This is a genomic window from Mesorhizobium sp. M1227, assembly GCF_040318315.1.
Lineage (GTDB): Bacteria > Pseudomonadota > Alphaproteobacteria > Rhizobiales > Rhizobiaceae > Mesorhizobium.
Genome location: NZ_JAMYLZ010000009.1, coordinates 87,585 through 110,008 on the forward strand (window position 1 = coordinate 87,585; position 22,424 = coordinate 110,008).

The following is a 22,424-nucleotide window of genomic DNA, read 5'->3' on the forward strand; positions in this document are numbered from 1 at the left end:
AGGTGATGACGATCGATCGGCGAAGCCTGCTTCTGGCGTCGATGGCGGCGCTGCTGCCGGGACAGGCGGCGGCGGCATTGCGGCTGCGTTCGCCGTCGCCCGAAACCTTCGACTATGGGCCGGCCAAGCTCGATATCTATTCCCGCGATGGCGCAGGCGGCCTGCCGGTCGTCTTCTTCGTCCATGGCGGCGCCTGGCGGGTCGGCAACCGCAACAATGTCAATTCCAAGCCTGGTTTCCTGCTCGACAATGGCTTCGGCTTCGTCTCGATCGACTACCGGATGCTGCCTGAAGCCGACGTCGCCACCCAGGCGGCAGATGTCGAACTGGCCTATCGTTACGTCCGCGCCAACATCGCCAGGCATGGCGGCGATCCGGACCGGATCGTCGCCATGGGCCATTCGGCCGGCTGCCATCTCGTCGCATTGACCGGGCTGCGCGGCGGCCTGCCCGGCGTCGCGGCGCTGGTTCTCGACGACACCAGGGCCTACGATCTGGAGGCGCTGGCCAGAAGCGGCGGCATGGCAGGGGTCTATGCCCGCGCCTTTCCCGATCCGGCACAGTGGCGCGCGCTGTCGCCTGTCACCTATGTGGAAGGGCGCAAGCACCCGCCGACCTTCATCGCCCATTCGCGGGCGAAAGCCCGCGCGGCGGACGCGCAGGCCTTCGCCGGGCGTCTGCGCGCCACCGGAACCAGGGTCACACTGTTCGACGGCAGCGCCTATTCGCACATGTCGATCAATCGCGACTTCGGCACCGAGGGCGATGCATTGACCGCAGCGGTGATGGCTTTCCTGAGGGCGAGCCTCGGCTGAAATTTACCAGCGGGTCTTTTCGCCGGGCGCTGCCGGCTCGATCGCCAGGGCATGCACGCCGGATTTCAATTCCTCGGCCAGCAATGCGTTGACGGCGCGGTGACGTTCGACGCGGCTCATGCCGGCAAAGGCTGGCGCGACGATGCGGACGCGGAAATGCGTCTCGCCGGCGCCGTCGAAGGTGGCGTGATGGCCGGAATCCACATGATGATGGCCGGCATGGAGATGGCTTTCGTTGATGACGGCCAGCCGTTCCGGCGAAAACGCCTTTTTCAGCTTGTCTTCCATCGTTGCCTGTATGGACATCGCCGCTCCCCTTCACCACATCTATGTCATCGCACAAAATTCGCAATTCGCCGGTTTTATGCCGCGATTCAGCGGTTAGGGCGATCATCGCGAAAATGTCAATTCTTGTTTCGCATGCGCGAACAGCCCATAAATGGGTGAGATGAAGCCGTACCCAAAATATTTCGAAAAGATTCGCATCCGCCCGGAGAAGGACGCGGAGCTGAAGTCGCGTTCGCCGATCTGCCAGTGGGATGGCTGCAAGGAGGCCGGTACCCACCGTGCCCCGGTCGGACGGATGAAGGAAGGCGAGTATTTCCAGTTCTGCTTCGACCATGTGCGCGAGTACAACAAGGGCTTCAATTATTTCTCGGGCGTTCCCGACACCGAGATCGCCCGCTTCCAGAAGGAAGCCATGACCGGCCACCGGCCGACCTGGAAAATGGGCGTCAACGGCGCATCGACCCGCTCCTCGCCGGACTTTGCCCAGGCGCGCTCCGGTCGCGCCGGCTACTACAATCGCATGCGCGATCCGTTCGACCTGTTCAAAGGCCCGAAAGACCCGCGCGAAGCACGCGAGCGCAAGGCCAAGCCGCTTGAGGCCAAGGCACTGGAAACGCTTGGCCTTGATACAAAGGCAACTGGCAAGGATATCAAGGCGCGCTATAAGGAACTTGTGAAACGCCACCACCCGGATGCGAATGGCGGCGACAGAGGTTCGGAAGACCGGTTCCGCGATGTGCTCCAGGCGTATCGCGTGCTCAAGCAGGCAGGTTTGTGCTGAGCGACCATACGGTTCGTGTCGCTTTCCAACTTTCATAAGGTTGGAAAAGGCTCTAAGACCGCCCCCGAACAAAATCGATTGCCGGCGAAACGCGGCGTTTCGCTTGTGGAGACGTTGATAGAGATGAACAAGGTCGATCGCGACATCGCCAACCTGCCCGACACCACGGTGTCGGTGAAGGAGACATTCGGCTTCGACTCCAAGATGGTGGTGCCGGCCTATGCGGTGACGAGCGAGCATGTCCCCGACATCGACCCGGACTACCTGTTCGACAAGAACACGACCATGGCGATCCTCGCCGGCTTTGCCTACAACCGTCGGGTCATGGTGTCGGGCTATCACGGGACCGGCAAGTCGACGCATATCGAGCAGGTCGCCGCCCGGCTCAACTGGCCTTGCGTGCGCGTCAACCTCGACAGCCATGTCAGCCGTATCGACCTCGTCGGCAAGGACGCCATCGTCGTCAAGGACGGGCTGCAGATCACCGAGTTCCGCGACGGCATCCTGCCCTGGGCCTACCAGCACAATGTCGCGCTGTGCTTCGACGAGTACGATGCCGGCCGCCCGGACGTGATGTTCGTCATCCAGCGCGTGCTGGAATCGTCGGGCAGGCTGACGCTGCTCGACCAGAGCCGGGTGATCCGCCCGCACCCGGCGTTCCGGCTGTTTTCGACCGCCAACACGGTTGGCCTCGGCGACACCACCGGCCTCTATCACGGCACCCAGCAGATCAACCAGGCGCAGATGGACCGCTGGTCGATCGTCACCACGCTGAACTATTTGCCGCACGACAATGAGGTGAACATCGTGCTGGCCAAGGCCAAGCACTATCGCGACGGCAAGGGCAAGGAGATCGTCAACAAGATGGTGCGGGTTGCCGACATGACGCGCTCAGCCTTCATCAACGGCGATTTGTCGACGGTGATGAGCCCGCGCACGGTCATCACCTGGGCCGAGAATGCCGAAATCTTCGGCAATATCGGCATGGCGTTCCGGCTGACCTTCCTCAACAAATGCGACGAGCTCGAACGCTCGCTGGTCGCCGAGTTCTACCAACGCGCCTTTGGCGAGGATCTGCCGGAAAGCGCCGCCAACGTTGTGCTGGGGTAAGGCATGCTCGATCGGCGCGCGTTCCTCGTCCTTGCGGCGCCTTTGGTGTTGGCAAAAGGCGTGGCGATAGCCGACGAAGCGACACTTCAGCAGATCGTCGGCGAGGTCACGGCGGCGAATTTTGACGCGCTATGGCGTTTCGCAGAAAGGTCGATGAATCAAATCATCGGGCTGAAGATCTCCTGCCGTGAGCATGACAGCGAAACTGCCAGTTTTGCGGCGATGTCGATCCATGGGGTATTTGGTATCGTTTCAAGGGAAGGCAAATCCCAGAGGGCGCTCGGCTTTCTCTCCGGATTTAGCAAATCCCTCGGCACGTTCCATGCCGATGGATTCTACCGGGTGTCACTTGAGGAACGTGGGTTTGTTGGACTGACGCCGGTGCCAGATGCTGAAGTCGCAGCAAAGCAGGTGAAGCGCATCACGCTTGATGAACTGGCAGGTCAGAAGAGCTGATGGCGGGTCCGGGCGACAATACGCGAAACAAATCCAAGACCGGCGCTGAGAATGACAGCTTCAAGCGCGCCGTCACCGTCTGCATGCGCGCCATCGCCGGCGACAAGGATCTCGAGGTCGGTTTCGCCAAGGATCGGCCGGCGCTGGCCGGCAGCCGCGCCCGGCTGCCGGAACTGCCGAAGAAAGCGTCGAAGGCGGACATCGCCATCACCCGCGGGCTCGGCGATTCCATGGCGCTGAAGCGCGCCTGCCACGATGCGCGCATCCACACCAGGCTGGCCCCGGAAGGCAAACAGGCCCGCGCCATCTATGACGCGGTCGAGCAGGCCCGGGTGGAGGCGATCGGCAGCCGCGCCATGCAGGGCGTCGCCGACAATATCGGCTCGATGCTCGAGGACAAATACGCCAAGGCCAACCTCGTCGACGTCAAGGACAAGGCCGACGCGCCGATCGAGGAAGCGCTGGCGCTGATGGTGCGCGAAAAGCTGACCGGCCGCACTGTGCCGAAGAGCGGCGAACGGCTGGTCGATCTCTGGCGCCCCTGGGTCGAGGAAAAAGCCAGTGCCGATCTGGACGGGCTGTCGGCAAAGCTCGATGACCAGCAGGCGTTCGCCCGCGTCGTGCGCGAGATGCTCGCCTCCATGGAAATGGCCGAGGAGCTCGGCGATGACCAGGAGACGGAAGACTCCGAGGACAACGACGAAAACCAGCCGCAAGGCGAGGAGCAGAGCGAGGAGGGCGGCGAAGACGATTCCGGCTCCGAGCAGTCGCAATCCGAGGATACCGAGGCATCGTCGGACGACGAGCAATCGGCCGAGACGGAAGCCTCCGACGCCACCGCCGAGGATCTCTCCGACGATGACGACGCCGATGCGGAGACGCCGGGCGAGGCGCGCCGCAACGACAATCCCTTCACCAATCTGCCGAAAGAGATCGACTACAAGGTCTTCACGACCGCCTTCGACGAGACCGTAGGTGCGGAGGAACTGTGCGAGGAGGAGGAGCTCGACCGGCTGCGCGCCTTCCTCGACAAGCAGCTCGCCAACCTTTCCGGCGTCGTCGGGCGGCTGGCCAACCGGCTGCAGCGCCGCCTGATGGCGCAGCAGAACCGCTCCTGGGATTTCGACCTCGAAGAAGGCTATCTCGATCCGGCACGGCTGGTGCGCGTCGTCATCGACCCGATGCAGCCGCTGTCCTTCAAACAGGAGCGTGATACCAAATTCCGCGACACGGTGGTGTCGCTGGTGCTCGACAATTCGGGTTCGATGCGCGGCCGGCCGATCACGGTCGCCGCGACCTGCGCCGACATCCTGGCGCGCACGCTGGAACGCTGCGGCGTCTCGGTCGAAATCCTCGGCTTCACCACCCGCGCCTGGAAGGGCGGGCAGGCGCGCGAGAAATGGCTGAAGGAAGGCAAACCGCCGAACCCCGGCCGGCTCAACGATCTGCGCCACATCATATACAAATCCGCCGACCATCCGTGGCGGCGGGCGCGCCGCAATCTCGGCCTGATGATGCGCGAGGGCCTGCTCAAGGAAAACATCGACGGCGAGGCGCTGCTGTGGGCGCACAACCGGCTGATCGCGCGGCCGGAGCAGCGCAAGATCCTGATGATGATCTCCGACGGCGCGCCGGTCGACGATTCGACGCTGTCGGTCAACCCCGGCAATTATCTCGAGCGGCATCTGCGGGCCATCATCGAACTCATCGAGACGCGCTCGCCGGTCGAGCTTTTGGCCATCGGCATCGGCCACGACGTCACCCGCTACTATCGCCGCGCCGTCACCATCGTCGATGCCGAAGAACTGGCCGGCGCCATGACCGAGCAGCTGGCCTCGCTGTTCGCCGAGGAAACCGTGCGCGACACGCGGCGCGGCGGCATGCGGCGCGCCGGATGATTTTTTCCCGCGGCGGCTTTTGGCAGAAGCTTTTGGCCGCCATTGCGTTGTTAGGCATCAGTTTGGCGCCAGCTGTCGCTGCCGGCCCGGCCTCGGTCGAGCCGGCCGAAATCACGGCACGGCCGATCAGCGAATTCCACATCGGCCGGCCGGACAAACAGTTCGGGCCGCTCGAATTCATCGGCGGGCTCGAAATGACCTCGTCGACGCGCGATTTCGGCGCGCTGTCGGCACTTCGGTTCCTCAAGCCCGGCAGCGATTTCATCGGCGTCGCCGACACCGGCTTCTGGTTCTTCGGCACCCTCGTCCACGATGCCGAGAAGCGGCCTTCCGGCATCCAGAATTTTCGCATGCAGCAGATGGTCGATGCGGCCGGCCAGCCGATCGACGAGAAATGGGCGGTCGATGCCGAAGGCCTCGCGGTCAAGGACGGTATTGCCACGGTCGGTTTCGAGGGCGATCACCGTATCGCAGAGTTCAAGATCGATCGGGACGGCATGAAGGTGCCGTTCAGGCAATTGGACTTCCTGATCCCAGCCTGGGAACTTCGCCGCAATCGCGGCTTTGAGACCGTCACCCGCGCCAGTCCCAACGGGCAGCACGCGGGCGGACTGGTCGTGGTGTCGGAAAAGAGCCTCGACAAGGCCGGCAACATCTTTGCCGCGATCATCGAAGGGCCGCACAAGGGCGTCTTCACCGTCAAGCGCAATGGCGATTTCGACATCACCGACGGCGCCTTCCTGCCGGACGGCGACCTGTTGCTTCTGGAGCGCAGTTTTTCGATGGCCGGCGGCGTCAAGATGCGGCTGCGGCGCATCTATGGCGAAAGCGTCGAGAAGGGCGCCGTCGCCGACGGGCCGGTGCTGCTCGAAGCCGACATGGGCTACCAGATCGACAACATGGAAGCGCTCGACGTCTGGACCCGCGACGATGGCGCGCTGATCGTGTCGCTGATGTCCGATGACAACCACTCGATCCTGCAGCGCAATCTTTACCTGGAATTTGTGCTGCACGAGGATTGACGCGCGACAGGCCTGCTGGCCGACAGCATCGCTGGCATTTCCGCGCCGTTTTGCAGCGCAGGCAATTTCCCCTGGCAATGACCCGCGTCGCGGGTTTTCCAGCCGGCTCTCACCATCTGAAAAAATACTTTAGTCGTGACTTGACAATTTGCGTCATCGGCGAAATACTCAAGTCCATGCTTAAGTATTCCGAGATCGACAGTATCCTGCGGGCTCTTGCCGAGCCGACGCGCCGGGCAATCCTGGAAAGGCTGAGCCGCGGGCCGGCCACCGTCAGCCAGTTGGCGGAGCCGTTCGGCATGACCTTCGCCGCCGTACTCCAGCATCTCCAGGCGCTGGAAGCGTGCGGGCTGATCCGCAGCGAGAAGGTCGGACGCGTGCGCACCTGCCGGATCGAGCCCGGCGGGCTGGCCCCGCTCGCCGACTGGATCGCCGCGCGCCGTACACTGGCCGAACGCCAGCTCGACCGTCTCGGCCAGATCCTGGCGGAGACTGATCAACCGAACGCAACACTCCACGACCAGGAAAAGGACGACAAGAAATGAACCAGATTGGCCCGGTTAACGACGAGCACTCCGTCATCCATTCGACCTTCACGATCGAGCGGACCTATCCGCAATCGCCCGAGAGCGTCTTCTTCGCCTTTGCCGACAAGGCGACGGTGCGGCGCTGGCGTGTCGAAGGCGACGGCTTCACCATCGCCGAATTCACTTTCGATTTCCGTGTCGGCGGCGACGAGGTTTCGCGGTTCAGCTACCAGGGCGGCCCGGAAATCAGGCTCGATGCGCAGTTCCAGGACATCGTCCCTGACCGGCGCATCGTATTTTCCTACCGGATGGCGGTCGGGCCGCAGCCGCTGTCGGCGTCGCTCACCACGGTCGAGCTTGCACCTTCCGGCGAGGGCACCCGCCTGACCTATACCGAACAGGGTGCGTTCTTCGATGGCGTCGATTCAGCGCAAGGGCGCGAGGAGGGCACACGCGGGCTGCTGCAGGCGCTCGCCGCCGAGCTTCAGAAGGCGAAGTAGAGGTTCGTGGACGTACCGGGCGGCGTCCACAAGGCCCGCCCGGATTGCGAGGTGGTGGCCTATTGCCCCTTGCTCGCGAGCCAGACGATGTGACGTGCGCCGCGCTTGCCGTGAGCCCGCACCTTGACCTCCTCGACCGTGAAGCCGCCCTGCTTGAGCCTTCGGGTGAAACCTGCGTCAGGGCCCTGCGACCAGACCGCCAGCACACCGCCGGGCTTGAGAGCTGCTCTCGCGCTGATCAGGCCGGCTGCGCTGTAGAGCGCATCGTTGGCCTTGTAGACGATGCCCTCGGGGCCGTTGTCGACATCGAGCAGGATCGCGTCCCAGGTCGATGCTTGCGAACGGATGAGCTGACCGACATCGGTCTCACGAATGCTGACGCGCCGGTCATCAAGGCAGCCGCCGAACAGCTCGGCCATCGGGCCGCGCGCCCAAATCACGACCGCCGGCACCAGTTCGGCAACGGTGACCTGCGCATCGTCGGCAAGCTCGGCCAGCGCCGCGCGCAAGGTAAAGCCCATGCCGAGGCCGCCGATCAGGATGTTTGGGGTCCGGCGGCCGGCAATCCTTTGGCAGGACAGTTTCGCCAGCGCCTCTTCGGAACCGCTGAGCCGGCTGTTCATCAGCTCGTTCGCGCCAAGCATGATCGAGAATTCGCCGCCGCGCCGCTTCAGGCGGAGTTCCTGTCCGCCGTCAGGCGTTTTTGCCGAGTCCAGTTGAAGCCAGGGGATCATGCTCGATAGTCTTTGAGCATGATCTTGTCCGAAAACCGGTTCCCACTTTTCGCTAACGCGGACCTTTGGTTCGGGATCATGCTGCCAGTGCCGGCTGGCTCCAGCGGGCGGCAAGCAGCCGGTAGGGGATCAGCGCCACCACCGCTATGATCAGCTTGACGCTGAGATCGCCGAGCGCCCAGGAGACCCAGCGCATCGTCTCGACCGGCAGCACGCCCATCAGCGGCGCGGTTTCCAGCGCAAAGCCGTCGTTGGGCCCGGCGAAGGCGAACGCCGCCGCGAAGGCGACGGTGAAAAACACCACCGTATCGAAAACGGAGCCGACCAGCGTGCCGACGATCGGTGCGCGCCACCAGCTCTGCCGGCGCAGCCGGTTGAACACGGTGACGTCGAGCAACTGCGCGGTGAGGAAGGCGGCACCCGACGCCGCGGCAATGCGCACCAGCCGGTCGGCGGCGGTCTCGAATTCGATCAGGCCGTGGCGAAACAGCAGTGGTGGGATGACGATCGAGCAGATCACCGCTGTCATGAAGCCGACAAAGACGATCCTGCGCGCCACCGCCGGCCCATAGCGGCGGTTGGCGAGATCGGTGACCAGGAAGGAGAACGGATAGGTGAAGGCGCCCCAGGTCAGGATGTCGGCCAGCGACAGCCCGCCGATTGCGCCTTGCATCGGGAACTGCACGAGGATGTTCGAGGCCACGACGACGAGCGCCATGGCCGCCACGAAGGGCAGGTACCGCGAGAGGAAAATCATTTTTTTATCCTGGGTAATGGAACCAGCGGAACGCGATCCGGAGTTCGGACCACGCCCTGGAAGGCGGCTGCCGCCGAAAAACTCAGGCGGCCGGCTGCTCGGCGAGCTTCTTGGCGATCTGCTTCTTCAACAGGCGGGCGCGCTGCGACAATTCCTTGGCATCGGCCTTGGCCAGGAAGGCGTCGAGGCCGCCGCGATGCTCGACCGAACGTAGCGCGTTGGCCGAAATGCGCAGGCGCACGTTCTGGTTCAGCGCTTCCGAGATCAGCGTCACATTGACGAGATTGGGCAGGAAGCGACGCTTGGTCTTGTTGTTGGCGTGGCTCACATTGTTGCCGGACATGACTGCCTTGGCAGTGAGTTCGCAGGTGCGGGACATGGTTCTAACCTTCGGTTCTCGGTCCTGGCCAAACATTCGACCCGCGCCGGGTGGCGCGCGGTTTCGGTCAGGCGGCCTTATGGAAAAAGTTGGCGTTCCATAGTTGCATTTCGCCGAGGCGTCAAGCTTGGGGTTGGTTAGTGCCAAGGGAATCAATCAAAAGATGACCGATGCCGGCGCTGCCCCTCATCCGCCTGCCGGCACCTTCTCCCCGTATAGTGACGGGGAGAAGGGGCTTGGCCGCAGGCTCGGCGCTTCTGCAACTTCGCAAATTGGCGAAACCCTTTGCAAGGCGACCTTCTCCCCGTTCCTATACGGGGAGAAGTGCCCGGCAGGGCGATGAGGGGCTGCGCAAACCTGTAGCGATTTTCCAGGTGGCCACATTTTGTTCTTGCTTTGTGCCGGCAGCTATGCTACTAATTTCGGTATGGTGCTAATTGGCTCCAACGACCCGCCCGCCGAGGCGGGTTTTTTATTTTGGCTGTCGACCAGCCCCAACGTTGCCTGCCGACGGCGCCTTTCACATTAAGGCCGGAATTCAGCCTATAAGCGGTCGCACAGGGACATGCCAGACCGGAGCCGCCCCGTCCGGTCGACAATCAAGGACCCGCCATGCCTCGTTCTTTCCTCCATGCCCTGGTCGTGCTGATGGCCGTCGCGCTTTCGACGACGGTTTCGGCCGCTGAGCCGCAATCCTTCACGGGCGAATATTCGGTGTCGTTCCTCGGCCTCTCCGTGGCCAAGGCGAAATTCTCCAGCCAGTACGAGGGTGACACCTATTCGATCGAGGGCAGCGTTTCCGCCGCCGGGCTCGCCACTTTGTTCGACGATACGCGAGGCACGATCTCGTCGAAGGGCAAGATTTCGGGCAAGCAGTTGCAGCCGCAAGCGTTCCACGCCGACTACACGTCCGGCAAGAAGGCATCGATGATCGACATCCAGTTTGCCAACGGCGTCGTCACCTCGACCAAGGTCGTGCCTGAGCCGAAGAAGCGCAATCCCGAGAATTGGATACCGCTGGTCGGCAGCCATCTCGTATCGGTCCTCGATCCGATGGCCGCGACCGTCATCCATGCCGACAGCCTCGACCAGGTCTGCGGGCGCACGGTGAAGCTCTATGACGGCGAAATGCGTGCCGATCTGAAACTGACCTACGAGTCCAAAGGGTCGATCTCGGTGGCCGGCTACAAGGGCGATACGGTCACCTGCAGGCTGGGCTTCGAGCCGGTGGCCGGTTACCGCAAGAACCGCAAGGCGCTGAACTACCTGAAGAAACGCAGCCGCATCATGGTGACGTTTGCACCGGTCGGCCAAAGCGGCGTATATGCGCCGATCCGCGCCACGGTCAGCACGCAAATCGGCCCGTTGACGATCAGCGCGGAGCGGTTCGAAGCAAACGAATAGGCGTGACGGTGCGCCGCCAACGATGGGCAGGGGCGACCGGTATGGCGCGCGCAACACTGATCGGCTTCTCCGCGGTCGCCATGTGGGCGCTGCTGGCGCTGCTTACGGATGCTTCGGGCGCCGTGCCGCCGTTCCTGCTTTCGGCAATCACCTTTACGATCGGCACTTGCGTCGGGCTGGTTGCCCGGCTGTTCATGCCGGCAGCTGATGGCGCCGCGAAGATACCGCGCCAGGTTTGGGCGATCGGCATTGCCGGCCTGTTCGGCTACCACTTCTTCTATTTCACCGCGCTGCGCAATGCGCCGGCCGTCGAGGCCAGCCTGATCGCCTATCTGTGGCCGCTGCTGATCGTGCTGGGGTCGGCGCTGATGCCGGGCGAGCGGCTGGCCTGGAACCATATCGTCGGTGCGCTGCTCGGCCTTGCCGGCACGGTCCTGATCGTCACCAAGGGTGGCGGGCTTGCCTTCGATGCGCGTTATGCCTTCGGCTATGCAATGGCCGGCGTCTGCGCGGTGCTGTGGTCGTCCTATTCGCTGTTGTCGCGGCGCTTCCCGTCGGTGCCGACCAGCATCGTCACCTGGTTCTGCGCCGCCACCGCGGCCCTTTCGCTGGTCTGCCACCTGTTGCTGGAACAGACGGTGCTGCCCGCCGGCGCCGGCCAGTGGCTGGCCGTGCTCGGCCTCGGTCTGATGCCGGTGGGGGCGGCGTTCTATGCCTGGGACATCGGCGTCAAGCGCGGCAACATCCAGGTGCTGGGTGCGGCGAGCTACGCCGCGCCGCTGCTGTCGACGCTGGTGCTGATATCAGCCGGCTTCGCCGAGCCGTCATGGCGCATCCTCGCCGCCTGCGTGCTGATCACCGGCGGCGCGGCACTGGCGGCGAAATCGCTGTTCCTGCGCAAGAGGGCCGCGAGCGAGGCAAACGCATGATGCCGTTTTCCGGCGGCATCGATGCCAATGCCAATGCGACGCTGCTGTTTTCGCTGGCGGCGGCGGTGATTTACGCGTTCAGCCTCGGCATGCCGCCGCGCCTTTCGCGGTCGGCGGCAAGGACATTGGCGGTGGCGATGCTGGCGGTGCTGGTCGCGCAGCAGGGCGGCCCATGGCTGCTCGTCGCCGCGCTGGGCGTCAGTGCCGTCGGCGACGCCTTCCTGTCGCGCGACGGCGAGAAGGCATTTCTTGGCGGCACAGCCAGTTTTCTTGCCGCGCATGTGCTTTACGTCGTGCTGTTCCTGCGCGCCGGCAGCGGCCTCGGGCTGCTCTCGGCCGAACCGTGGCGAGGAATTATTGCCCTGGCGATGGCCGTGTTGGCGCTGGCGATGATTTTCGCGCTCTGGCGCCGCATCGGCCCGGCCTTGCGTTTGCCGATTGGCATCCATGCCGCGGCGCTGCTTGGCATGGGCATTGCGGCGCTCACCCTGAACAGCGTCTGGGTCGTCGGCGGCGTCATCCTGCTCATGCTGTCCGACGGGCTGCACGCCGCGGAAAAGTTCCTGCTGCCCGCCATCTCGGCGCACCGCATTTGGGTGCGCCATGGGGTCTGGGCGCTGTATTACGTCGGCCAGCTGGCGATCACGCTGGGTTTGCTGCTGGGCTAGGTGCCTAGGGCGTTCCCGGCAGCCAGCCTGGTTCGGCGAGTTCGAAGGCGGAGAAATCGAAACCCGGCGCCACGGTGCAGCCGACCAGGGTCCATTCGCCGAGGCTGCGTGCCGACTGCCACCAGCCTGCCGGCACGACGATCTGCGGCCGCTCGCCCGCGGCAAGCGCCGTACCGAGGACCTCCTCGATGACGGGACCGCCTTCTCGGTGTATCGACAGCGCCAGCGGCGCACCGTCATAGAAATGCCAGACCTCGGCCGCGTCCTTGACCCGGTGCCAGGCCGACAATTGGTCCTTCTCGAGGAGGAAATAGATCGCCGTCGAATGCCCGCGCGTGCCTGCCGTGCCGTCGCGAAAGGTCTCGGCATACCAGCCGCCTTCCGGATGCGGCTTCAGGCCGAGCAGGGCGATGATTTCGGCGGAACTGGTCATGACCCTAGCTCCTGGCGCCGCTCAGAAATTGTCCTTGCGCTTGCGGATCTCGGCGAACACTTCGGCGTCGGAGGCCTTCTCCAGGCCGAGATGCCTGCGGATCGCCGGATCGTGCCAGCGCAGGAACGGATTGGTCGACAGTTCCTCGCCGATCGTCGTCGGCAGCGTCGGCTTGCCGTCGGCGCGCAGCGCCTTGACCTTGGCGGCACGCTCTTTCAGCGCCGAATTGGTCGGGTCGACGGTGAGCGCGAAACGGGCATTGGCCAGCGTATACTCATGGCCGCAATAGACGACCGTCTCGGCCGGCAGCGCCGCGAGCTTCTTCAGGGATTCGTACATCACCGGCGGCTTGCATTCGAGCAGCCGCCCACAGCCGAGCGCAAACAGCGTGTCGGCGGCGAATGCTACTTTCGACGCCGGCAGATGATAGGTGACATGGCCGGCGGTATGGCCGGGCGTGGCGATGACCTCGATCCGCTCGTCGCCGAGATGGACGACCGAGCCTTGCTCGACAGTTTCGTCGATGCCGGGAATCTTTGCCTTTTCGGCTTCCGGCCCGACAATGCGCAGCTTGAAACGCTCCTTCAGCGCCAGATTGGCCTCGACATGGTCGAGATGGTGGTGAGTGGTCAGGATCATCGTCGGGGTCCAGCCGGTGCGCTTGATCGCCGCCAGGATCGGCGCCTCCTCGGGCGCATCGATGAGCGCCGTCTGACCGCTTTTGGGGTCGTGCACCAGCACGCCGAAATTGTCGCTGCGGCACATGAATTGTTCGATCTCGACCGGCATCGCATCTCTCCCTTTATTGCCGCAGACATAGGGCGCCTGCCAGCCGATGTCATCTGCCTTTGTTGAACTTGGACTGCTTCGAAGCTACCGTTCCGCGCATGCATTCAGACATTGTCGATCTCCGTTCGTTTTATTCGACCACGCTCGGCCGCCTGGCCGAACGCTCGATCACCATGGCGCTGTCCTCGATATGGGCCGTCGTGCCCAACGAGCGGCTGGTCGGCCTCGGCTACACCTTGCCGTGGCTGGAGCGCTTCGGCAGCGATGCCGAGCGCGTCTTTGCCTTCATGCCGGCAACGCAGGGCGCGGTGGTCTGGCCGGCGACCGGGCCGACGGCGACCGCCCTGGTCTTCGACGAGGAACTGCCGCTGGTCGATTCCTGCATCGACCGCATGCTGCTCGTCCATTCGCTCGAACATGTCGAGAACCCACGCGAGACGCTGAACGAGATCTGGCGGGTGCTGTCGCCGGCCGGCCGTGTCGTCATCGTCGTGCCGAACCGGCGCGGCGTCTGGGCACGCTTCGAGCATACGCCTTTCGGCAATGGCCGGCCGTTCTCGCGCGGCCAGCTGACCGAATTGCTGCGCGAAGCGAATTTCACGCCGGCGGCGTGGTCCGATGCGCTGTTCTTCCCGCCGTCGCCGCGACGTTTCATGATGCAGTTCCATAATGTGCTGGAACGCGCCGGCCGGCGCTTCTGGCCGATCTTTTCCGGCGTTATCGTCGTCGAGGCGCAGAAGCGGCTCTATCAAGGCGTGCCGGTTGCCCAGCGCGCGTCCCGCCGCGTCTTCGTGCCGGTTCTCTCGCCGCATGGCGCGCCGACGCTTGGCCGGGCTGTCGCGGGCCAAACGTCCGACACCGCCAGGATGACGCGTTCGTGATCCGACGCAGGCTTTTTCTCACCAAAAGCGCGTCGCATTAGACCGGCCTCGTACGACGCGCTTTAGGTTGTTGTTTCATGCATGTCGTTATCGCAAAACCGCTGCACACTTTTGCGCGACATGCATTGTCTGTCGCGGATGGGTTGGCTACCCGATTGAAGGCATACGCGGTCGATTCTATGACCGGGTTTCAGCATCGCTTCCGAATGCAAGGATCCACTCATGGCTGATCTTCCGGATGTCGAGGCCAGCGCCCAGAAGCTTGCCACGTCGATCGAGGCCAGCAGCCTGCGTGAGCAGCTGGCAACAATCAAATTGGCACTGACCAGCTCGCCAGTGCGAAAACAATTGCTTTGGGCAGCGATCGGCATCGTCGCCGTCATCGTGGCGAGCTCGATCGGGCAGGTTCTGCTCAATCGCTGGAACCAGCCTTTCTACGACGCGCTGGCGCGGCGCGACATGCCGGCTTTCCTGCATCAGCTTCTGGTCTTTGCCGGCATCGCCGGCGGGCTTGTGGTGCTCAATGTCGGCCAGACCTGGCTCGACCAGATGCTCCGCCTGAAGCTGCGCGAGGCGCTGACGCTCGACCTGATCGACGAATGGATGCGGCCGGCGCGTGCCTTCCGGCTGACCCATGCCGGCGCCATCGGCGTCAATCCCGACCAGCGCCTGCAGCAGGATGCCGGGCATCTCTCCGATCTTTCCACCGGTCTTGGCATCGGCCTACTGCAGTCCTGCATCCTGCTTGCCTCGTTCGTTGGGGTCCTGTGGTCGCTGTCCTCCGGCTTCGTCTTCCACATAGGCGGCCATTCGCTGGCCATACCCGGCTACATGGTCTGGGCGGCGATCCTTTATGCCGGCACCGCCTCCTGGTTGAGCTGGTTGGTCGGGCGACCGTTGATCCGCTTCAACAACGATCGCTATACGCGTGAAGCGGAGCTGCGCTCCTCGGTGGTTCGCGTCAACGAGAATGTCGATGCCATCGCGCTGGCGCATGGCGAGGCCGATGCCAGGCGCCGGCTCGAATTCGATCTCGGCATGGTGCTGGGCGCCATGCGGCGCATCTACAGCGCCCAGATCAATCTTTCCTGGGTTACCGACACCTATGGCTGGATCACTGTCGTCGCGCCGATCCTGGTCGCCTCACCGGTCTATTTCGCCGGCGATATCAGCTTTGGCGGCTTGATGATGGCAGTCGGCGCTTTCAACCAGGTCCATTCGTCGCTGCGCTGGTTCATCAACAATATCGGCGGCATCGCCGATTGGCGCGCTACGCTGATGCGGGTCGCCGACTTCCGCATCGCGCTTGCCGACACCGACGCGCTGCACCATACGGAAAGGCGCATTTCGTTCGGCGAAAACCCGGACGGCAGCCTGACCTTCGAGAAACTCGAGGTCGCCTCGCCGGAGGGATGCACCAAGCTTGCCGAGCCGCATGTCGAAATCCGCGCCGGCGACCGGGTCATGATCACCGGAGATCCGGGCGCCGGCAAGACGCTGTTCTTCCGGGCCATTGCCGGTCTGTGGCCATGGGGCAGCGGACGGATCGGCATGCCGGCCGGAGAAGCGCCGATCTTTGTTCCGCGTACCCCCTATTTCCCGCTCGGCAAGCTGCGCGAGGTGCTCAACCATTCAGACGGCGCGGCGGAGGCGAGCGATGCCGAGATCTCGGAGGTGCTGGCCGATGTCGGGCTGCAACGCCTGTCGTCCTCGCTCGATCGCTCGGCGCGCTGGGAGCGTGAGCTCAGCGACGACGAGCAGCGTCTGCTGGCCTTTGCCAGGCTGGCCTTGCGACGGCCGAAATGGGTGATCATCGACGAGGCGCTGGACGCGTTCGACGGCCCAACGCTGAGGCAAGTGCTGTCGATGCTGGAGAAGCGCCTTCCCGACGCCGCGATCCTCAATATCGGCCGCGGCCAGCACAATGCCCGCTTTTTCCGGCGGGCGTTGACCATCGTCAAGGATGCCGGCCAACCGCCACTCAAGCCGGCCCGTATCAGGGCAGGTGCCATCGAACCGCCCCCGGCGATCGCCTCGACCGGCCGAAAGAAATAGAAGGCAAGCTTTATTTCGCCGCGATCGCGGCGAAAAACTGTCGCGATCGTTTCAGATGGGAACGTTCCGATCGGCCATGCTTGACGCACTCGCCCTGCTCGCCTGCCTTGCCTGCACCCCGGCGGCACCTGCGGCCGCGCCGGCCAATGCAATTGCCGTCGATGTCGAGCTGGTGCTGGCCGTCGACATCTCGCAGTCGATGGATGAAAGGGAGTTTGCCCTGCAGCGCGCCGGCTATGTCGCGGCGCTGCGCCACCCCGACTTCATCAACGCCGTGCGTGCCGGCACCTTCGGCCGCATCGCCATCGCCTATTTTGAATGGGCCGGCACCATCCGCGACGATGCGGTCATTGCCTGGCAGGTCGTCGACAGCAAGGAGAGCGCCAACGCTTTCGCCGACAAGATCGCGGCCCGCCCGTTCAGGAGCTTTCGCGGCACCTCGATTTCCGGTGCTGTGGCTTTCGGCGCCGAGCTTTTCGACGGCACGGCCTTCACCGGCAAACGCCGCGTCATCGACGTCTCGGGGGACGGCCCAAACAACACCGGCTTGCCGGTCACAACGGCACGCGATGCGGCACTGGCGAAGGGCATCGTCATCAACGGGCTGCCGATCCTGGTCAGCCCGTCACCCACCTTCAGCCATCTCGACCGGTATTATGCCGAATGCGTTACCGGCGGGCCGGGCTCGTTCGTGCTGCCGATCTATGCTGCTTCCGAATTCGCCACCGCCACTCGCCGCAAACTGATCCTCGAGGTCAGCGGCATCGAGTATCCCAAGCTGGATCGGAGGACGATCCGCATCGACGCACCGATCGACTGCCTGCAAGGTGAGCGCGACCGAAGGTTTTTCTCGGACCCGTATTTTCCCGAACTTGACCGATAAGGCTGGCCCAGGGGTAAGCTAGGCTGGTGGCAGGCCGAAGGCCGGGAACAGAGATGGCCCGAGCGGCCCTATGAAGATCGTCAAGGAAGCGATCCCGCCCTCGGCTGCGTCGAACACATGCAGGGAATGGGCCCGCCATTCAGGGCCATCGTGGCTGCGGGAATAAACCCCGACCGCCGGCTGGGCATTGGCGCGGGTGGCCAGCGTGCGGAAGCCGCCAAACTTAGGCCAGACGGTCTCGAAGAAACCGCGGATCGCTTCGCGGCCCTGGTACCATTCGCGCCAAGGCGGCATGGTATAGATGGCGTCCTCGCGCAGCAGCTCGATCAAGCCGTCGAGATTGGCGGCCTGCCAGGCCTGCATGTAGCGTTCGAGCAGCAGGCCTTCTTCGGGGCTGGGCAGTGATCGGCTGGCAGGCCGTCCCTGAGGATAGCGCGCCGCCAGCGTTGCGCGGGCGCGCTGCAACGCGCTGTTGATCGAAGCCGTCGATCCGCCCAGCAAACGCGCCGTCTCGACAGCCGACCATCCGAGGACGTCGGCAAGCAGCAGCGCGGCGCGCTGCCTGGGCGGCAGATCCTGGATCGCCGCGACGAAGGCGAGCTGGACGGCCTCGCGGCTCTCGTAACGGGCTTCCGGACCTGGCTCGCTGCCGGCAACGTCTGGAAGCTCGGCGTCGGGGTAGGGCTCCAGCCAGGCGATGTCGGCTACCGGCCCGCCTATGGCCGCCCCGTGCGAGGGCGGCCGTCCGGGTTCCCGGAGAATGCGACGCGCCCTCGACCTCGCCTTGATGGCGTTGAGGCAAGCGTTGGTCGCGATCATGTAGAGCCAACCGCGAACCGAACCTCGCCCGTCGAACTCCGATCTTGCGCGCCAGGCGCGAAGCAACGTGTCCTGGACGAGGTCGTCGGCCTCGTGCAGCGAACCCATCATGCGATAACAATGCAGCTTGAGCTCGCGGCGATGCGCGGCCGTGACCTTCTCGAAGGCCAGCCGATCGAGGATCGGCTGGCGTGATGGTTCCAGAGGTGGTTGAGCGTCTGTCATGTGGCTTGTGCGGTTACGAGCGAGCGTTGCATTACGCGCCCCTCAGGCTGCCGGGGCAAGCCCGCTACCGCTGACCATGAAGGAACTGCCTTGCGGCTGGCCGGTGGCGAGTGCGACCACCGCCCGTCCGACATCGGCCGGCGTTTGCATGTCGGTCATGGCGGCGATGAAGTCCGCCGGCTGGATGCCCATATAGGCCGCTATGCTGTCGACGCCGGCCTTGCCCACGCCGGTTTCCGGCATGATGCGCATCGGCGCGAGCGCCATGAAGCGCAGGCCGAGGCCAAGCCGATCGGCCTCCTTCTGGCTATGACCGGCCAGGAACATCTGCATGCGTTTTGCGCCAGCATATCCGCCGGCGTTCGGTGGTCCGCCGGTCAAGGCCGCGCCGCTGGAGATCAGAACGATCCGGGTCCCCGGCTTGAGCGGACGCCGCAGAGCGGCCCGGCAAAACAGGAACGACGCCTTGACGTCCGTGTCCCAATTTGCCGAGAACGCCTTCCAGTTCTGTTCATGCACCGGCGCAGAAGGCGCCAGCGCACCTGCGCAGATCACCAGTACGTCCGGCTCAAGCGCGGCGAAGACCTTATCCGGGGCGGAGTCCATCGTAGCATCGGCCGCGAGCGTCTTCACGCCCGAGACCTCCCAGGCAAATTGCGCCAGGGCCTGTTTTCCGCGGGCGACGGCCAGCACCGTCGCTTTCTCCTTGAGGGCGGCCTCCGCGATGGAGCGGCCGACACCACGGCTGCCTCCGACGACGACGACATTCTGATTTTGCAACGATCCCATGGATCACCTCTCTATTCCCGGCCGCCGGACCATCCAGGCGCGCTCATCGATAAGGACAGCGCAGGTGGGTGGAAATCATCGGTGCCAGGCGGAAATATCTTTCAGCTGACGGCAGCGGCGCGTCGGTTTTGATTCAGTGTCATTACCTCGGGGGTAATCGACCTGTGCGCGACGTCTCGGCAAACTGCTCCCATCAAGCCGGTTGTCCGGCCTTCGACCACAAGGAGTTACGCCATGACCGCCTACGCCGTCGCCCATATGCGCCAGGTCACGCCGGGACCGCAGATCGTCGAGTACCTGCACAAGATCGATGCCACGCTGGAACCGTTTGGCGGCCGCTTCGTGGTGCACGGAGGCGAGGTGGAAGTCGTTGAAAACACCTGGCCGGGCTATCTCATAGTCATCGAGTTTCCCAACCGGCAGCAGGCACGTGCATGGTACGACTCGCCCGCCTATCAGGAGATATTGCCGCTGCGTACCGGCAATTCCCGGTCCGACGTGGTCTTCGTTGATGGCGTCCAGCACCCGCACAAGGCCACGGACGTGCTTGAATAGAGGGAATGATCGGGTACAACCGGCGTCTATGGTGCCGCCATCTATCTGGCGGCACCGAATTTGGATCGCGTCTGCATCGGCAGCTTCACCGCCCCTGCAGCACCTTGATCGCGTTGGACATGTCGCCATGCGACAATGCAGCCAGGTAATCCGAGTAGTTGATCCTGCCGTTCGCGAAGCCGTTCATCAATCGCGTGCAGAACGTGTGTTCCAATCCGGCATCCGGGACGTTCATGAGCGCGGCGAGGTTTGCCCTTTCAACCTTGCCGAACCGCATCTTGAATTTGGTCATGCACCGCTGGATCGCCTGCCGTTTCAGCGCCGGGCTGCCGCTCAACGCGACTTGTCCATTCTGGAAATCGGTCTTCGACGTCGTGCATCCGGAAATCAAAGTGGCCGACATCAAAGCTGTTGCTAATACTAACGTCTTCATTGCTTCCCCCAAACCAACCCGTTTGAGACCTGTTAAAGCAACAAAGAATGCCGGGCAACTTCATTGGATTGAAAATTGAAAATATGGTTTCTTGCGCAGGTCTGAGGTTCGTTGCTTCTGCCTGTCAGACCTATCGTTTCAGCAGGAATACCGCTTGCTGGCCGAAAAAGTTCCAGAACCACCAAGGCATGGAGAAGCCGATCCGCTGGCCGTTGGCGTCGAGCGCGGTTGCCTTTTCCACCGTCGCGCCAAGCTCGTCGCACAGATTGACGAAGTCGCGAACGGTGCAGAAATGGATGTTGGGCGTGTCGTACCAGGAATAGGGCAGGTCCTTGGTCACCGGCATGCGGCCGTTGAAGAGCAGCGAAAGGCGCACCCGCCAGTGGCCGAAATTCGGGAATGAGACGATGGCGCGGTTGCCGATCCGGAGCAGTTCGTCGAGCACCAGCTTCGGATTGCGGGTCGCCTGCAAGGTCTGCGACAGAACGACGAAGTCGAAACCCTTGTCGGGATAGAATTGGAGATCCTTGTCGGCATCGCCTTGAATAACCGACAGGCCGCGCGCCACGCATTCGTTGACGCCGCGCTGTGACAGTTCCAGCCCGCGGCCATCGACCTTCTTGGTCTCCTGTAGCAATTCGAGCAGCAGGCCGTCGCCGGAACCGACGTCCAGCACCCGCGACTGCGGCGGGATGAGATCGGCGACGACTTCGAGGTCGACGCGCTGGGCGCGGTTGACGCTCATGCCTTCGGCTCTTGCTCGGCACATGATCCTGATCCGAAAAGTCTGCAACTTTTCGGGGTCATGCGCTGATGCCTGGCGCATGGTCCTGATCCGAACAGCCTGCAACCTTTCGGGGTCATGCGCCAAGCCCTCTCGCCCGCGCGGCCGAGGCGATGAAGCCTTTGATGGCGGCGAACAGTTCGGGCTCGTCGAGCAGGAAGGCGTCGTGGCCGCGGTCGGTCTCGATCTCGACGAACGAGACCGAAGCGCCGGCCGCGTTCAGCGCGTGCACGACCGAGCGGCTCTCCTCGGTCGGGAACAGCCAGTCGCTGGTGAACGAAACCAGGCAGAAGCGCGTCTTGGTGCCGGCGAAGGCATCGGCCAACCGGCCGCCATGGTCGGCGGCGAGATCGAAATAGTCCATCGCCCGGGTCATGTAGAGATAGGAGTTGGCATCGAAGCGATCGACGAAGGTCATGCCCTGATGGCGCAGATAGCTCTCGATCTGGAAGTCGGCATCGAAACCGAAGGTCAGGGCTTCGCGGTCCTGCAGGTTGCGGCCGAACTTGCGGTGCAGCGCTGCTTCCGACAGATAGGTGATGTGGGCGGCCATGCGCGCCACCGCCAGCCCTTTTTCCGGCCGCTTGCCATGCTCGAAATATTTGCCGCCGTGCCAGTCCGGGTCGGCCATCACCGCCTGCCTGCCGACCTCGTGGAAAGCGATGTTCTGCGAGGAATGGCGGGCGCCGGTGGCGATCGGCAGCGCCGAGAAGACGCGCTCGGGATAGCTCGAGGCCCATTGCAGCACCTGCATGCCGCCCATCGAGCCGCCCAGCACGCTGAACAGCTGTTCGATGCCGAAATGCTCGACCAGCATCAACTGCGCCCGCACCATGTCGCGGATGGTGATGATCGGCAGGTCGAGCCCGTAGGGCTTGGCGGTGGCGGGATTTGTCGAGGCGGGGCCGGTGGAGCCGAGACAGCCGCCGATGACGTTTGACGAGATGACGAAGAAACGGTCGGTATCGATGATCTTGCCGGGACCGATCAGCACTTCCCACCAGCCCGGCTTGCCGGTCACCGGATTGGTGTTGGCGACGTGCTGGTCGCCGGTCAGCGCATGGCAGACGAGGATGGCGTTGGAGCGCGCGTCGTTGAGCGTGCCATAGGTCTGGTAGGCAATCTGGAACGGCGACAGCAGCGTGCCGGCGTCGAGCTTGAGCGGCTTGTCGGCGCCGAAACGCAACACCGGGCTCGACGGCTGGTCGGCCTCGTTGTTGGTTTTTCGCGCGCGCAAAGCGACCATCACATCTCCTTGCCCGGCCTTCAGTTGTCCACCGGTCTGGGCAACAAAAAACCGGCCATGCCTTCGCAAAGCCGGTTACAAGATGCAAACGGCCCTTTAGCAAGTTGTTTAACGTGGCTGCAAGCCGACCGGCCAAATCACCACGGAACTGTAGCCGTTCTTCTATGACTCGCGCATGGCTTCGTCAACGGCAAGTTCTTGATCCCGAATTGCCGGCCCTCGACATTCCGGGCCACGGCTTGTATTTCCGCTGCGGCTTCCGGA

Annotated in this window: 27 protein-coding genes and 1 riboswitch; of the genes, 16 read left to right on the plus strand and 11 right to left on the minus strand. The window is 63.7% G+C overall.

The features are described from left to right. The first annotated feature begins 5 nt into the window (after positions 1–5). Positions 6–815 carry an alpha/beta hydrolase gene (locus NKH28_RS14280; RefSeq protein WP_352979258.1) on the plus strand — a complete coding sequence of 270 codons (810 nt, stop codon included), beginning with the start codon at positions 6–8 and terminating at the stop codon, positions 813–815. 3 nt (positions 816–818) lie between these two features. On the opposite strand, the gene NKH28_RS14285 is transcribed toward NKH28_RS14280, so the two are convergent. Further along, positions 819–1,121, minus strand: a complete 303-nt coding sequence (locus tag NKH28_RS14285) for a BolA family protein (protein WP_352979260.1) — start codon at positions 1,119–1,121, stop codon at positions 819–821. Between the two features lie 133 nt (positions 1,122–1,254). On the opposite strand from NKH28_RS14285, the gene NKH28_RS14290 reads away from it, so the two are divergent. The 7 genes from NKH28_RS14290 (at position 1,255) to NKH28_RS14320 (ending at position 7,397) form a co-directional block, all read left to right on the plus strand. Beyond that, on the plus strand, positions 1,255–1,884 hold the full coding sequence (locus NKH28_RS14290; protein WP_036238769.1) for a J domain-containing protein: 630 nt from the start codon (positions 1,255–1,257) through the stop codon (positions 1,882–1,884). A gap of 123 nt (positions 1,885–2,007) precedes the next feature. Next, positions 2,008–2,994: a cobaltochelatase subunit CobS gene (gene cobS / locus NKH28_RS14295; protein WP_352451201.1), complete on the plus strand. Its 987-nt coding sequence runs from the start codon at positions 2,008–2,010 to the stop codon at positions 2,992–2,994. A gap of 3 nt (positions 2,995–2,997) precedes the next feature. Next, positions 2,998–3,450, plus strand: a complete 453-nt coding sequence (locus NKH28_RS14300) for a hypothetical protein (RefSeq protein WP_352979262.1) — start codon at positions 2,998–3,000, stop codon at positions 3,448–3,450. Beyond that, on the plus strand, positions 3,450–5,348 hold the full coding sequence (gene cobT, locus NKH28_RS14305) for a cobaltochelatase subunit CobT (protein WP_352979264.1): 1,899 nt from the start codon (positions 3,450–3,452) through the stop codon (positions 5,346–5,348). Before NKH28_RS14300 ends, cobT begins: the two co-directional genes overlap by 1 nt. Further along, a complete protein-coding gene (locus tag NKH28_RS14310; protein ID WP_352979266.1) occupies positions 5,345–6,370 on the plus strand; it encodes an esterase-like activity of phytase family protein in 1,026 nt (341 codons plus the stop codon). Before cobT ends, NKH28_RS14310 begins: the two co-directional genes overlap by 4 nt. A gap of 176 nt (positions 6,371–6,546) precedes the next feature. Next, positions 6,547–6,915 (plus strand): ArsR/SmtB family transcription factor, encoded by a 369-nt coding sequence (locus NKH28_RS14315; RefSeq protein WP_352710074.1) that lies wholly within the window; start codon positions 6,547–6,549, stop codon positions 6,913–6,915. Beyond that, positions 6,912–7,397 (plus strand): SRPBCC family protein, encoded by a 486-nt coding sequence (locus NKH28_RS14320; protein WP_352979268.1) that lies wholly within the window; start codon positions 6,912–6,914, stop codon positions 7,395–7,397. The genes NKH28_RS14315 and NKH28_RS14320 overlap by 4 nt, the downstream gene beginning before the upstream one ends. A gap of 59 nt (positions 7,398–7,456) precedes the next feature. Here NKH28_RS14320 and NKH28_RS14325 read toward each other — a convergent pair whose 3' ends face one another. From NKH28_RS14325 to rpmB, 3 genes are all read right to left on the minus strand, one after another. Further along, positions 7,457–8,131, minus strand: coding sequence for a polyamine aminopropyltransferase (locus NKH28_RS14325; protein ID WP_352979270.1), 675 nt, complete (start codon positions 8,129–8,131; stop codon positions 7,457–7,459). A 76-nt stretch (positions 8,132–8,207) separates the two neighbouring features. After that, entirely contained in the window at positions 8,208–8,888 is a 681-nt protein-coding gene (locus NKH28_RS14330; protein ID WP_352451206.1) for a queuosine precursor transporter, read from the minus strand. Positions 8,889–8,970: 82 nt separating this feature from the next. Continuing rightward, positions 8,971–9,267, minus strand: a complete 297-nt coding sequence (rpmB, locus tag NKH28_RS14335) for a 50S ribosomal protein L28 (RefSeq protein ID WP_006328411.1) — start codon at positions 9,265–9,267, stop codon at positions 8,971–8,973. A 612-nt stretch (positions 9,268–9,879) separates the two neighbouring features. Here rpmB and NKH28_RS14340 point away from each other — a divergent pair. From NKH28_RS14340 to NKH28_RS14350, 3 genes are read left to right on the plus strand one after another with little or no spacing between them, the layout of a single operon-like run. Further along, positions 9,880–10,671 carry a DUF3108 domain-containing protein gene (locus NKH28_RS14340; protein ID WP_352979272.1) on the plus strand — a complete coding sequence of 264 codons (792 nt, stop codon included), beginning with the start codon at positions 9,880–9,882 and terminating at the stop codon, positions 10,669–10,671. 41 nt (positions 10,672–10,712) lie between these two features. Then, positions 10,713–11,600 carry an aromatic amino acid exporter YddG gene (gene yddG / locus NKH28_RS14345; RefSeq protein ID WP_352979274.1) on the plus strand — a complete coding sequence of 296 codons (888 nt, stop codon included), beginning with the start codon at positions 10,713–10,715 and terminating at the stop codon, positions 11,598–11,600. Continuing rightward, entirely contained in the window at positions 11,597–12,268 is a 672-nt protein-coding gene (locus NKH28_RS14350) for a lysoplasmalogenase family protein (protein ID WP_352979276.1), read from the plus strand. Before yddG ends, NKH28_RS14350 begins: the two co-directional genes overlap by 4 nt. 4 nt (positions 12,269–12,272) lie before the next feature. On the opposite strand, the gene NKH28_RS14355 is transcribed toward NKH28_RS14350, so the two are convergent. Both NKH28_RS14355 and gloB read right to left on the minus strand, forming a co-directional pair. Beyond that, a complete protein-coding gene (locus NKH28_RS14355) occupies positions 12,273–12,701 on the minus strand; it encodes a cupin domain-containing protein (protein ID WP_352616071.1) in 429 nt (142 codons plus the stop codon). A 21-nt stretch (positions 12,702–12,722) separates the two neighbouring features. Beyond that, the gene (gene gloB / locus NKH28_RS14360; RefSeq protein ID WP_352979277.1) at positions 12,723–13,490 is read right to left on the minus strand and encodes a hydroxyacylglutathione hydrolase; all 768 of its coding nucleotides are present in this window, start codon (positions 13,488–13,490) and stop codon (positions 12,723–12,725) included. A 98-nt stretch (positions 13,491–13,588) separates the two neighbouring features. On the opposite strand from gloB, the gene NKH28_RS14365 reads away from it, so the two are divergent. From NKH28_RS14365 to NKH28_RS14375, 3 genes are all read left to right on the plus strand, one after another. After that, positions 13,589–14,371: a class I SAM-dependent methyltransferase gene (locus tag NKH28_RS14365; protein WP_352710063.1), complete on the plus strand. Its 783-nt coding sequence runs from the start codon at positions 13,589–13,591 to the stop codon at positions 14,369–14,371. Positions 14,372–14,593: 222 nt separating this feature from the next. Next, positions 14,594–16,426, plus strand: a complete 1,833-nt coding sequence (locus tag NKH28_RS14370) for an ABC transporter ATP-binding protein/permease (RefSeq protein ID WP_352768121.1) — start codon at positions 14,594–14,596, stop codon at positions 16,424–16,426. Between the two features lie 76 nt (positions 16,427–16,502). Then, positions 16,503–17,309 carry a DUF1194 domain-containing protein gene (locus tag NKH28_RS14375; RefSeq protein WP_352979279.1) on the plus strand — a complete coding sequence of 269 codons (807 nt, stop codon included), beginning with the start codon at positions 16,503–16,505 and terminating at the stop codon, positions 17,307–17,309. 18 nt (positions 17,310–17,327) lie between these two features. On the opposite strand, the gene NKH28_RS14380 is transcribed toward NKH28_RS14375, so the two are convergent. Both NKH28_RS14380 and NKH28_RS14385 read right to left on the minus strand, forming a co-directional pair. After that, a complete protein-coding gene (locus NKH28_RS14380) occupies positions 17,328–18,353 on the minus strand; it encodes an RNA polymerase subunit sigma-70 (RefSeq protein ID WP_352979281.1) in 1,026 nt (341 codons plus the stop codon). Positions 18,354–18,395: 42 nt separating this feature from the next. Then, the gene (locus NKH28_RS14385; protein WP_352683094.1) at positions 18,396–19,142 is read right to left on the minus strand and encodes an SDR family NAD(P)-dependent oxidoreductase; all 747 of its coding nucleotides are present in this window, start codon (positions 19,140–19,142) and stop codon (positions 18,396–18,398) included. Between the two features lie 234 nt (positions 19,143–19,376). On the opposite strand from NKH28_RS14385, the gene NKH28_RS14390 reads away from it, so the two are divergent. After that, positions 19,377–19,697 carry a DUF1330 domain-containing protein gene (locus NKH28_RS14390; RefSeq protein WP_352540204.1) on the plus strand — a complete coding sequence of 107 codons (321 nt, stop codon included), beginning with the start codon at positions 19,377–19,379 and terminating at the stop codon, positions 19,695–19,697. An 85-nt stretch (positions 19,698–19,782) separates the two neighbouring features. On the opposite strand, the gene NKH28_RS14395 is transcribed toward NKH28_RS14390, so the two are convergent. Then, positions 19,783–19,989, minus strand: a complete 207-nt coding sequence (locus NKH28_RS14395; protein WP_352483502.1) for a hypothetical protein — start codon at positions 19,987–19,989, stop codon at positions 19,783–19,785. On the opposite strand from NKH28_RS14395, the gene NKH28_RS14400 reads away from it, so the two are divergent. Continuing rightward, positions 19,988–20,209: a hypothetical protein gene (locus NKH28_RS14400; protein ID WP_352616055.1), complete on the plus strand. Its 222-nt coding sequence runs from the start codon at positions 19,988–19,990 to the stop codon at positions 20,207–20,209. The genes NKH28_RS14395 and NKH28_RS14400 overlap by 2 nt on opposite strands. Before the next feature lie 51 nt (positions 20,210–20,260). Here NKH28_RS14400 and metW read toward each other — a convergent pair whose 3' ends face one another. Both metW and metX read right to left on the minus strand, forming a co-directional pair. Next, positions 20,261–20,875 (minus strand): methionine biosynthesis protein MetW, encoded by a 615-nt coding sequence (gene metW / locus NKH28_RS14405; RefSeq protein WP_352979342.1) that lies wholly within the window; start codon positions 20,873–20,875, stop codon positions 20,261–20,263. Between the two features lie 115 nt (positions 20,876–20,990). After that, the gene (gene metX, locus NKH28_RS14410; RefSeq protein WP_292661143.1) at positions 20,991–22,160 is read right to left on the minus strand and encodes a homoserine O-acetyltransferase MetX; all 1,170 of its coding nucleotides are present in this window, start codon (positions 22,158–22,160) and stop codon (positions 20,991–20,993) included. A gap of 76 nt (positions 22,161–22,236) precedes the next feature. Next, positions 22,237–22,314: riboswitch (SAM riboswitch) on the minus strand. Positions 22,315–22,424 lie beyond the last annotated feature (110 nt).

What these genes read in the sequence shown, in the direction of transcription:
- NKH28_RS14280 (WP_352979258.1), top strand. Translation starts at nt 6, where the DNA reads ATGACGATCGATCGGCGAAGCCTGCTTCTGGCGTCGATGGCGGCGCTG.
- NKH28_RS14285 (WP_352979260.1), bottom strand. Translation starts at nt 1,121, where the DNA reads ATGTCCATACAGGCAACGATGGAAGACAAGCTGAAAAAGGCGTTTTCG.
- NKH28_RS14290 (WP_036238769.1), top strand. Translation starts at nt 1,255, where the DNA reads ATGGGTGAGATGAAGCCGTACCCAAAATATTTCGAAAAGATTCGCATC.
- cobS (WP_352451201.1), top strand. Translation starts at nt 2,008, where the DNA reads ATGAACAAGGTCGATCGCGACATCGCCAACCTGCCCGACACCACGGTG.
- NKH28_RS14300 (WP_352979262.1), top strand. Translation starts at nt 2,998, where the DNA reads ATGCTCGATCGGCGCGCGTTCCTCGTCCTTGCGGCGCCTTTGGTGTTG.
- cobT (WP_352979264.1), top strand. Translation starts at nt 3,450, where the DNA reads ATGGCGGGTCCGGGCGACAATACGCGAAACAAATCCAAGACCGGCGCT.
- NKH28_RS14310 (WP_352979266.1), top strand. Translation starts at nt 5,345, where the DNA reads ATGATTTTTTCCCGCGGCGGCTTTTGGCAGAAGCTTTTGGCCGCCATT.
- NKH28_RS14315 (WP_352710074.1), top strand. Translation starts at nt 6,547, where the DNA reads ATGCTTAAGTATTCCGAGATCGACAGTATCCTGCGGGCTCTTGCCGAG.
- NKH28_RS14320 (WP_352979268.1), top strand. Translation starts at nt 6,912, where the DNA reads ATGAACCAGATTGGCCCGGTTAACGACGAGCACTCCGTCATCCATTCG.
- NKH28_RS14325 (WP_352979270.1), bottom strand. Translation starts at nt 8,131, where the DNA reads ATGATCCCCTGGCTTCAACTGGACTCGGCAAAAACGCCTGACGGCGGA.
- NKH28_RS14330 (WP_352451206.1), bottom strand. Translation starts at nt 8,888, where the DNA reads ATGATTTTCCTCTCGCGGTACCTGCCCTTCGTGGCGGCCATGGCGCTC.
- rpmB (WP_006328411.1), bottom strand. Translation starts at nt 9,267, where the DNA reads ATGTCCCGCACCTGCGAACTCACTGCCAAGGCAGTCATGTCCGGCAAC.
- NKH28_RS14340 (WP_352979272.1), top strand. Translation starts at nt 9,880, where the DNA reads ATGCCTCGTTCTTTCCTCCATGCCCTGGTCGTGCTGATGGCCGTCGCG.
- yddG (WP_352979274.1), top strand. Translation starts at nt 10,713, where the DNA reads ATGGCGCGCGCAACACTGATCGGCTTCTCCGCGGTCGCCATGTGGGCG.
- NKH28_RS14350 (WP_352979276.1), top strand. Translation starts at nt 11,597, where the DNA reads ATGATGCCGTTTTCCGGCGGCATCGATGCCAATGCCAATGCGACGCTG.
- NKH28_RS14355 (WP_352616071.1), bottom strand. Translation starts at nt 12,701, where the DNA reads ATGACCAGTTCCGCCGAAATCATCGCCCTGCTCGGCCTGAAGCCGCAT.
- gloB (WP_352979277.1), bottom strand. Translation starts at nt 13,490, where the DNA reads ATGCCGGTCGAGATCGAACAATTCATGTGCCGCAGCGACAATTTCGGC.
- NKH28_RS14365 (WP_352710063.1), top strand. Translation starts at nt 13,589, where the DNA reads ATGCATTCAGACATTGTCGATCTCCGTTCGTTTTATTCGACCACGCTC.
- NKH28_RS14370 (WP_352768121.1), top strand. Translation starts at nt 14,594, where the DNA reads ATGGCTGATCTTCCGGATGTCGAGGCCAGCGCCCAGAAGCTTGCCACG.
- NKH28_RS14375 (WP_352979279.1), top strand. Translation starts at nt 16,503, where the DNA reads ATGCTTGACGCACTCGCCCTGCTCGCCTGCCTTGCCTGCACCCCGGCG.
- NKH28_RS14380 (WP_352979281.1), bottom strand. Translation starts at nt 18,353, where the DNA reads ATGACAGACGCTCAACCACCTCTGGAACCATCACGCCAGCCGATCCTC.
- NKH28_RS14385 (WP_352683094.1), bottom strand. Translation starts at nt 19,142, where the DNA reads ATGGGATCGTTGCAAAATCAGAATGTCGTCGTCGTCGGAGGCAGCCGT.
- NKH28_RS14390 (WP_352540204.1), top strand. Translation starts at nt 19,377, where the DNA reads ATGACCGCCTACGCCGTCGCCCATATGCGCCAGGTCACGCCGGGACCG.
- NKH28_RS14400 (WP_352616055.1), top strand. Translation starts at nt 19,988, where the DNA reads ATGCACCGCTGGATCGCCTGCCGTTTCAGCGCCGGGCTGCCGCTCAAC.
- NKH28_RS14395 (WP_352483502.1), bottom strand. Translation starts at nt 19,989, where the DNA reads ATGACCAAATTCAAGATGCGGTTCGGCAAGGTTGAAAGGGCAAACCTC.
- metW (WP_352979342.1), bottom strand. Translation starts at nt 20,875, where the DNA reads ATGAGCGTCAACCGCGCCCAGCGCGTCGACCTCGAAGTCGTCGCCGAT.
- metX (WP_292661143.1), bottom strand. Translation starts at nt 22,160, where the DNA reads ATGGTCGCTTTGCGCGCGCGAAAAACCAACAACGAGGCCGACCAGCCG.